The sequence below is a fragment of the Clostridia bacterium genome (genome assembly GCA_014360065.1).
In the GTDB taxonomy this organism is placed as follows: domain Bacteria; phylum Bacillota; class DSM-521; order Neomoorellales; family JACIYF01; genus JACIYF01.
This window is the reverse complement of the sequence record JACIYF010000109.1, coordinates 1-8204: the sequence shown is the minus strand read 5'-3', so window position 1 is coordinate 8204 and position 8204 is coordinate 1. Positions and strand designations below refer to the sequence as shown.

Here is an 8204-nt window from a genome sequence, read left to right as displayed (position 1 = left end):
TTCTAACGGCCATACTTCATTGCCCCCATTCGCAAATGGTTTCTCCTTTCCCAAAGCCAATCCTTTCGGTAAATACAGACAGATAAACTAAGTTCTATATGCAAAACCAATAGCTGACAGATTTCCTTTACACCTTTAAGGTTGCCTTGCCTGCCCGTTATCTACAGACATATGCCGACCGGAAGAGACTAGCCCTGCCTACCAAATCCTCCCTCGGCCTGAGGCCAGCCTTCAGCTAAAAAAGTTAGGGGCAACCGAGAAGGTGACAAGAATGATTGCTACTGCCTTTGCTAATTATGTCGCTCGGACTGCAGCCGGGTTGTTGCTTAATCATCAACTAGGTTTACTGCCTATACTTAGCAATGGATCTTCACCCTCGACTTCCCGGCCGCCCCAAACTAGCACCACCTTAGCTCAACCTGCAATTTTGTTCACCCAGATGAACTAATGTTCAGTTCTTGTTAAATCTATTCGACCTTCTTCGACTGAATCCTGCTAGCTAAGAAAATTTTTTCACTACATGATAACCTCAATGGTTCCTTAGCCACCAGGCGGCTCGACGAGCCCAGGCCCTGAAGACTCAGTCGGGCCCGCCCAGCCGAAAAGGCCATGTACCGGCTTTGCCATTGCCAGCCCTGGGGCCACCATCACGGCCGTCCAGTGCCAGGAAACCGCTGCTCGCCTGAGCTTGGCACCCGTGGTACCCGGCCCGCCAGCCGATATCGTGCCGATAATGCATATCCTGAAAATGAATGCTGGGTATGGCCTGGTAGACCCGATCCAGAGCCTGGGCCACCGTGGGCCCGCAAGCGCTAATCCCCAGTACCCGCCCCCCAGCCGTCACCAGTTGGCCATCCACCCGCTTAGTCCCGGCATGAAAGGCTACTACCCCTGGTGGTAGCCCATCCAGGCCGGTAATGGGTCGGCCGGCAACATAGGGCCCGGGATAGCCGCCCGAAGCTAGGATCACGCAAGCGCTGGCCTGGTCGGACCAGCCAATGCGGGGAGCCACCTCGCTGAGCCGCCTTTCTACCACCGCCAACATGATTTCCAATAGATCGCTTTCCAGGCGGAGAAGCACCGGCTGAGTTTCGGGATCGCCAAAGCGAACGTTGAACTCCAGGACCTTGGGCCCATCAGCGGTAATTATCAAGCCCGCGTACAAAACCCCTCTATAGTCAATACCTTCAGCGGCTAGACCCATGAGCGTGGGCTGCAGTATTTCCGCTTCCACCCGCTCAGCAATATCGGCAGTATAGGCCGGTGGAGGGGAGTAGGCGCCCATGCCGCCGGTGTTGGGGCCCTGATCGCCATCATAGGCCCGTTTGTGGTCCTGGCTAGGGACCATGGGAACAATGGTGTGCCCATCGGTAAAAGCGAGGATGCTAACCTCTTCGCCTTCCAGGAATTCCTCAATTACCACCTTTTTCCCGGCCGCTCCAAAGGCCCCTTTCTCCATACAGTTTTCTATCGCGGCCCAGGCTTCCTCTTTGGTGGCAGCCACGGTCACTCCTTTGCCGGCCGCCAGCCCGTCAGCCTTGACCACCAGAGGAGCTCCCACCTCTTCAACATAAGCCTTGGCTGCAGCCGCTTGGTTAAAGTAGCGGGCCCGAGCCGTAGGAATTCCATACTTCTCCATGAACTGCTTGGCCCAGACCTTGCTGCCCTCAAGCCTCGCCCCCGCCTGGAAAGGACCGAAAACCCTAAGGCCATGTTGGGCGAAAAGGTCAGCAATGCCGGCTACCAAGGGCGCCTCCGGCCCTACTACGGTAAGATCGATGTGCTTCTCCTGAGCCAGCTCCAAAAGCCCCTCCAGGTCCTCAGAGCTTATAGGAACGCAGGATGCCTTCTCAGCTATACCCGGATTGCCAGGAGCACAATAAATGGCATCCACCATTGGACTCTGGGAGAGCTTCCAAACCAAAGCGTGCTCGCGGCCCCCGCCGCCCACCACCAGTATGCGCAAACCTAGTCCCCCCTTGAAGACCCATCTTAGTACCGCTTCACCATTTGGCTAGGTGACGTTACGGAGTACGAAAACATTCTCGAAGACCCATCTTAGTACCGCTTCACCTCGGTAAGGCTAAAGCGAAAGTAAACACAACCGCTAACCCAGCCGAACTCCAAAACCTGATCCCCCTAGGGCCAAGGTCAGGGCGGGCCTGGGTTATCCTTACGCTCCCGCTACCCGGTTTACCCGTGCCGGAAATGGCGCTGTCCAGTGAAGACCATGGCTAGGCCGTAGCGGTTGGCAGTATCGATGGCTTCCTGGTCACGAACGCTGCCGCCGGGTTGGATGATAGCTGCGATCTCCGCCCTGGCTGCTTCTTCCACGGTGTCGGGGAAGGGGAAGAAAGCATCGGAGGCCAGGACCGCTCCCCGGGCTTGTTCCCCGGCCTGCTCCAGGGCAATCTTGGCCGCCCCCACTCGGTTCATCTGGCCAGCTCCTACTCCCAACGTCACTCCGCCCTTGGTTACCACGATGGCGTTGGACTTCACGTGCTTGACCACAGTCCAGGCAAAGAGAAGCTCCTCCACCTGCTCGGGCGTGGGGGCTTTTTCGGTCACCACCTTAAGGTCAGCCGCTGTAGTCCGAGCTTGGTCCCACTCCTGTACCAAAAGGCCCCCGCCCACACTTTTGATGTCAAAACCCGGCAAGCTCTGGCCCTCACCCAAGCTGCCAGTTCGCAGAAGCCGCAGATTCTTTTTGGCGCTCAGCACCTCCAGAGCCTCAGGCTCAAAATCGGGGGCAATCACCGCTTCCAAGAAGGTTTCCGCCATTTTCTCCGCCGTCTCCCGGTCAACGGGTACATTGAGGCCAACGATGCCGCCAAAGGCGGAGACCGAATCGGCCGCGTAAGCTTTGGTATAGGCCTCAAAGAGCGTCTTGCCCAAAGCTGCACCACAAGGGTTAGTATGCTTAATTATCACTGCCGCCGGGGGTTTGAGCTCCCGCACCAGTTCCCAGGCGGCCTGAACGTCAACAATATTGTTGTAGGAAAGCTCTTTTCCTTGTAGCTGCTGGGCTCCAGTTACGGTCCAGGCGGGAGCCTTCATGAGCCGGTAAAAAGCTGCCTTTTGATGCGGGTTTTCCCCGTAGCGCAGGTCCTGAACTTTGGCGGCGCTAAAGGTCAATACCTCCGGGAAGATGGTCTCGCCTTCCGCAGCCTGGACCCTGGTCTCAGCCCGAGCTGCCTCAACCTCCCTGAAGGCCTGTTCCAAGTAGGCGCTGATGGCAGCATCATACTGGGCGGTATGCTGAAAAGCCTCCAAGGCCAGGCGCCGGCGGGTAGCCAGGGTTACCTCGCCCTGCTCGCGAATCTCGGCCAGCACCTGGGGATAACGCTTTGGGTTAACCACAATGGCTACCGACTCAAAGTTCTTGGCTGCCGCCCGGACCATGGTGGGGCCGCCGATATCGATGTTCTCCACCGCTTCTTCCAACGTAACCTGCGGCTTAGCAATGGTCGCTTGGAACGGGTAAAGGTTAACCACCACCAAGTCGATGGGGATGATCCCCTGGGCTTCCAGCTCGGTCAAGTGCTCCGGGGTACGGCGGGCCAGGATACCCCCGTGCACCTTGGGGTGAAGGGTTTTAACCCGACCGTCCAAGATTTCTGGGAAGCCAGTGACGTCACTAATGTAGGTAACCTGGATGCCAGCCGCCCGCAGGGCCTGGGCAGTGCCGCCGGTGGAGACTATCTCCCAGCCAAGCTCTAGTAGCCCCCGGGCTAATTCCACTATGCCTTCCTTGTTGGAAACGCTAATAATCGCCCGTTTCGCCAATTTCGCTACCTCCTCGTCCACCACATAGGTATACCGGAAACATGCCTCATGCTGGGGCGCTGGCACAGGCTCCAAATGGACTCACCGGCGATCCGTATGGCTCCCCCTCGGCCTTCGGCGGGCTTCCCGGCCAATCGGACCTCCATGTCCGTGGCCGGCTCCGGACATCGTGTCCTCCGGCCCGCCTCCGGGCTCAGTCTCGCCAACGGCTCGCAAGGCTCGCCCAAAGTCGCCTGGCACCAGCAGCCCCAACGTTTTCATACTTCTTCCGGATCCACACACTTTTTCATGCCATCTCATGCGGGCAGTGGCTACTGCCAAAGAGCCTAATGAATATAAACTTTCCGTCCCCGCACCTCCACCCGTCCTTGGGCTATGAGCTCTAGCACATAGGGGTAGAGGCGATGCTCCTCCTTAAGGATGCGCTCGGCCAGGCTCTCGGCGGTATCATCATCGCGCACCGGGACCACCGCTTGGGCAATGATGGGCCCGGTGTCCATCCCCTCATCCACGAAGTGGACCGTGCACCCGGAGTACTTGACCCCATATTCCACCGCCTGGCGCTGGGCCTCCACCCCCGGAAAGGAGGGCAAAAGGGCGGGGTGAATGTTTACCACCCGCAGGGGAAAACGGGCTAAAAAGGCCGGAGTGACCAGCCGCATGTAACCCGCCAACGCTACCACCTCTACCTGGTAGCGTTTTAGCTCCTCCGCTACCGCCAGATCATAGGCTTCCCGGCTTGGATAGAGCTTAGGATCCAGGAATACGGCCGGGATGCCGTGCTGCCTAGCCCGCTCGAGGGCCAGGGCGTCCCGGCGGTCGCTTATCACCACCGCCACCTGGGCATGGAGCTCGCCTCGTTCAATGGCATCGATAATGGCTTGCAAATTAGTCCCTCGTCCCGAAGCCAACACCCCAATATTCAAGCTACCGCCCCCTTTAAGCACCTGCGCTCACAATCTCTGGCCCTTCCTTGGGAAATACCATTTGCCTCCAGGCCTGGCCCGCTGTTCCTTCGCTCCGTAACCCTTCGCGGAGCCACCTAAAGCCACCGCTACTATTTCTTCGTACTGCCAGTGACAGCGTGGAGCACTTCTCGACCTTACACAAATACTACCTTGTTTGGCCAGTCATGCTTCCCGTTCTGGCTGCCTCCAGCAGCAGGGTGGGGCTGGTCCTTAACTTCCCCCACCACCCAGCATCGCTCGCCCTGGCGGGAAAGCTCGGCCGCCATCGCTTCCGCCGCCGTCGGTGGCGCCACTATTACATAGCCCAAGCCTAAATTGAATACCCGGCACATTTCCGCCTCTATCACCTGGCCCCGCTCCTGGATCAGCCTAAAGACGGGAGGAACCGGCCAGCTGCCCCTTTGGATCACCGCTACTAGCCCAGGAGGAAGGATGCGGCCAATGTTGTCCACCAACCCGCCCCCGGTAATATGGGCCAGGCCATGGATTTCGTATTTTTCTAATAGCGGCAACACCAAGGGCACGTAGATGCGGGTGGGCTTTAGCAGTTCCTCTCCCAAGGTGCACCCTAATTCAGCAACCGGGTCACCTAGCCCTAGCGCCGGTTTATCCTCCACCGGCCCTAAAAGCACTTTCCGAGCCAAGCTATAGCCGTTGGAATGGAGGCCGTTGGAGGCGAGTCCAAGGATGGCGTCACCCGCATCAATGGCCGACCCGTCGATGATCCGGCTCCGCTCGGCCACCCCCACCGCAAAGCCAGCCAGATCGTAGTCAGAAGGGCCATACATGTCGGGCATCTCCGCCGTCTCGCCGCCTAAGAGGGCGCACCCAGCTTGGCGGCAGCCCTCCGCCACCCCCTTTATAATCTCGGCAGCTTGTTCCGGCACTAGCTTTCCCACCGCTAAGTAATCCAAGAAAAATAAAGGCTCAGCTCCCTGAGCCAAAACATCGTTGACGCACATGGCCACCAAATCGATGCCCACCGTATGGTGGACCCCCATCTCCATGGCCACCCTTAACTTAGTCCCCACCCCATCGGCCCCGGCCACTAGCACCGGCTCCTTATACTTACTTACATCCAGGCGAAATTGTCCACCAAACCCGCCCACCTCATCCAGAACCTCAGGGCGGTAAGTCGGCTTTACTAAGTTCCGGATCAGCCCCACCAAGCGGTTGCCGGCGTCGATGTCTACCCCAGCCGAGCGGTAGGTCATGCCATTAGTCACTTCTTACCCCGCCTTTCTGCTCCAAGGCCAGCTTCCCGGCCTCTGGCCCTGAAGGTATCTCCACCGGGTAGTTACCGTCAAAGCAAGCGGCGCAAAAGCTTCCCGGATCCTGGCCCATGGCCCCCAGCATCCCCTCCAGGCTAAGATACCGCAAGCTATCCACCCCGATGAGCTGGGCAATCTCCTCCACCGAGTGGGTAGCAGCAATCAGCTCCCCGTTGCGGGTGGTGTCGATGCCGTAATAGCAGGGGTAAAGGACTGGCGGCGAGCTTATGACCATATGCACCTCGCTCACCCCAGCATCCCGGAGCATCTGCACGATTTGCCGGCTGGTAGTCCCCCGGACGATGGAATCATCCACCAGGATGATACGCTGACCCTTCAGGATCTGGCGAATGGGGTTAAGCTTGATGCGCACCCCTAGATCCCGCATCTTTTGAGAGGGCTGAATAAAGGTCCGGCCGATATAGCGGTTCTTCATCAAGCCCTCCTTAAAGGGAAGGCCGGATTGCTCGGCATAACCCATGGCCGCCGCCGTGCCGGAATCCGGCACCGGCACCACGATATCGGCCTGGGCCCCTCCCTCCTCGGCTTCCTGGGCCAAGCGCCGCCCCATTTCCCGCCGCACCTCATTTACCGTCAGGCCGTCGATGGTGCTGTCCGGCCGGGCAAAGTAAACAAACTCGAAGATGCAGAGCGCCCGGCGCACCCCCGGCAGCGCCCGGATGCTTTGCAGGCCATGGCCATCGATGATTACGATCTCTCCGGGTTTCACATCCCGCCAGAATTCCGCCCCAATCACGTCCAGGGCACAGGATTCCGAGGCGATGACGTAATTATCCCCCAGCTTCCCCAGGCATAGGGGCCTTATGCCGTAAGGGTCACGAACGCCCAGCAGCTTGTCTTCGGTCATAATCACCAGGGAATATGCACCCTTGATGTCGATCATGCACTTTAGGACCGCTTCCTCGATGGTGTTTTGCCCGTAGCGGGCAATCAGGTTGGCGATAATCTCGCTGTCGGTGGAGGATTGGAAGACCGAGCCGGTGCTGGCCAAATTGCGCCGGAGCTCGGCGGCATTGGTAAGGTTGCCATTATGAGCCAGGGCCACCGTCCCCCGCAAGTATTGAAAGGAAAGGGGCTGGGCGTTGGCAGGGATGCTGGAGCCGGTAGTGGAATAGCGGACATGGCCGATGGCCAGATGCCCCCGCAGGCGTTCCAGCCTCTCCTCGCTAAAGACCTCGGATACTAAGCCCATGTTCTTATAGAGCTTAACCTCCTGGCCATCGGAGACGGCGATCCCGGCGCTTTCCTGGCCCCGATGTTGGAGGGCATAGAGACCATAATAGGTGATGTGGGCTACATCTTCGCCTGGAGCATAGATCCCGAATACGCCGCACTCCTCCCGAGGCTTATCCAGGTCCCAAGCCCCCGCGCCCGCTGCTAGTACTAGTCCGGTTTGGCTAACGCCCGGCCCAACTTTGCTCTCCCTGCCCGGGCACCCCTTTGGGCAAAAGCTCAGCTCATGGCCCACGCTATCGCCTCCCGCCAAGCTCGCTCCATTATTTCCAAGGGTAAGTCAACAACTAGCTTTGCCAAGCCCACATCATGCGGCGTCGCACCGGCGGCCCCACCGGTGGTCTCGCTGGTGGCCACAGCAGCTCCGCTCTCCCCCGGCAAGTCCTTAACTGCAACCCGCAATCGCTTCCCCTTTACCCTACCTAAGACCTGCAGGGGCACTCCTAGCTCCTCAGCTAGCCTCTGCAACTCCTCCAGGTTCCGCTCCGGCAAAGAAACCAGGATGCGGGACTGGCTCTCGGCAAATAGGGCTGCCGCCAAGCTAAGGCGGCCAGCGCCAGCTTGCCCAAGGGTTATCTCGGTCTCAGCTCCCCAGCCGCCCAACAGGCAGCTTTCCGCCAGCGCCACCGCCAGCCCGCCCTCGGAGCAATCGTGGGCCGAATGCAAAAGGCCCTTGCGGATGGCCTGCCGGCATAGCTCCTGCACCGCCCGCTCCCGGCTAAGGTCTAGCTCCGGGGGTGAGCCCGCCACCACGCCGTGAACTAGCTTCAGGTATTCCGACCCGCCTAGCTCTTCCTTGGTCTCACCTAAGAGCACCACCAAATCTCCCGGCTCTTTAAAACCTGCCCCCACCGTCTGGTCTAGATCGGGAATCAGCCCTACCATGCCTACCACCGGGGTGGGGTAAACCGCCTGGCCATTGGTT

At 59.1% G+C, this 8204-nt stretch carries 6 protein-coding genes; all 6 read right to left on the bottom strand.

Annotated features, from left to right (window positions below; genetic code table 11):
• Positions 1–580: 580 nt before the first annotated feature.
• On the bottom strand, positions 581–1966 hold the full coding sequence (gene purD, locus H5U02_12455; protein MBC7343229.1) for a phosphoribosylamine--glycine ligase: 1386 nt from the start codon (positions 1964–1966) through the stop codon (positions 581–583).
• 227 nt (positions 1967–2193) lie between these two features.
• Positions 2194–3786, bottom strand: a complete 1593-nt coding sequence (gene purH / locus H5U02_12450; protein ID MBC7343228.1) for a bifunctional phosphoribosylaminoimidazolecarboxamide formyltransferase/IMP cyclohydrolase — start codon at positions 3784–3786, stop codon at positions 2194–2196.
• Between the two features lie 326 nt (positions 3787–4112).
• On the bottom strand, positions 4113–4733 hold the full coding sequence (locus H5U02_12445) for a phosphoribosylglycinamide formyltransferase (GenBank protein MBC7343227.1): 621 nt from the start codon (positions 4731–4733) through the stop codon (positions 4113–4115).
• Positions 4734–4888: 155 nt separating this feature from the next.
• The gene (locus H5U02_12440) at positions 4889–5968 is read right to left on the bottom strand and encodes a phosphoribosylformylglycinamidine cyclo-ligase (protein ID MBC7343226.1); all 1080 of its coding nucleotides are present in this window, start codon (positions 5966–5968) and stop codon (positions 4889–4891) included.
• Between the two features lie 4 nt (positions 5969–5972).
• On the bottom strand, positions 5973–7400 hold the full coding sequence (locus H5U02_12435; protein MBC7343225.1) for an amidophosphoribosyltransferase: 1428 nt from the start codon (positions 7398–7400) through the stop codon (positions 5973–5975).
• Between the two features lie 98 nt (positions 7401–7498).
• Positions 7499–8204, bottom strand: a 706-nt coding sequence (locus H5U02_12430; protein ID MBC7343224.1) for a hypothetical protein, incomplete at its 5' end; no start/stop codon positions are given.

What these genes read in the sequence shown, in the direction of transcription:
- H5U02_12440 (MBC7343226.1), bottom strand. Translation starts at nt 5,968, where the DNA reads ATGACCTACCGCTCGGCTGGGGTAGACATCGACGCCGGCAACCGCTTG.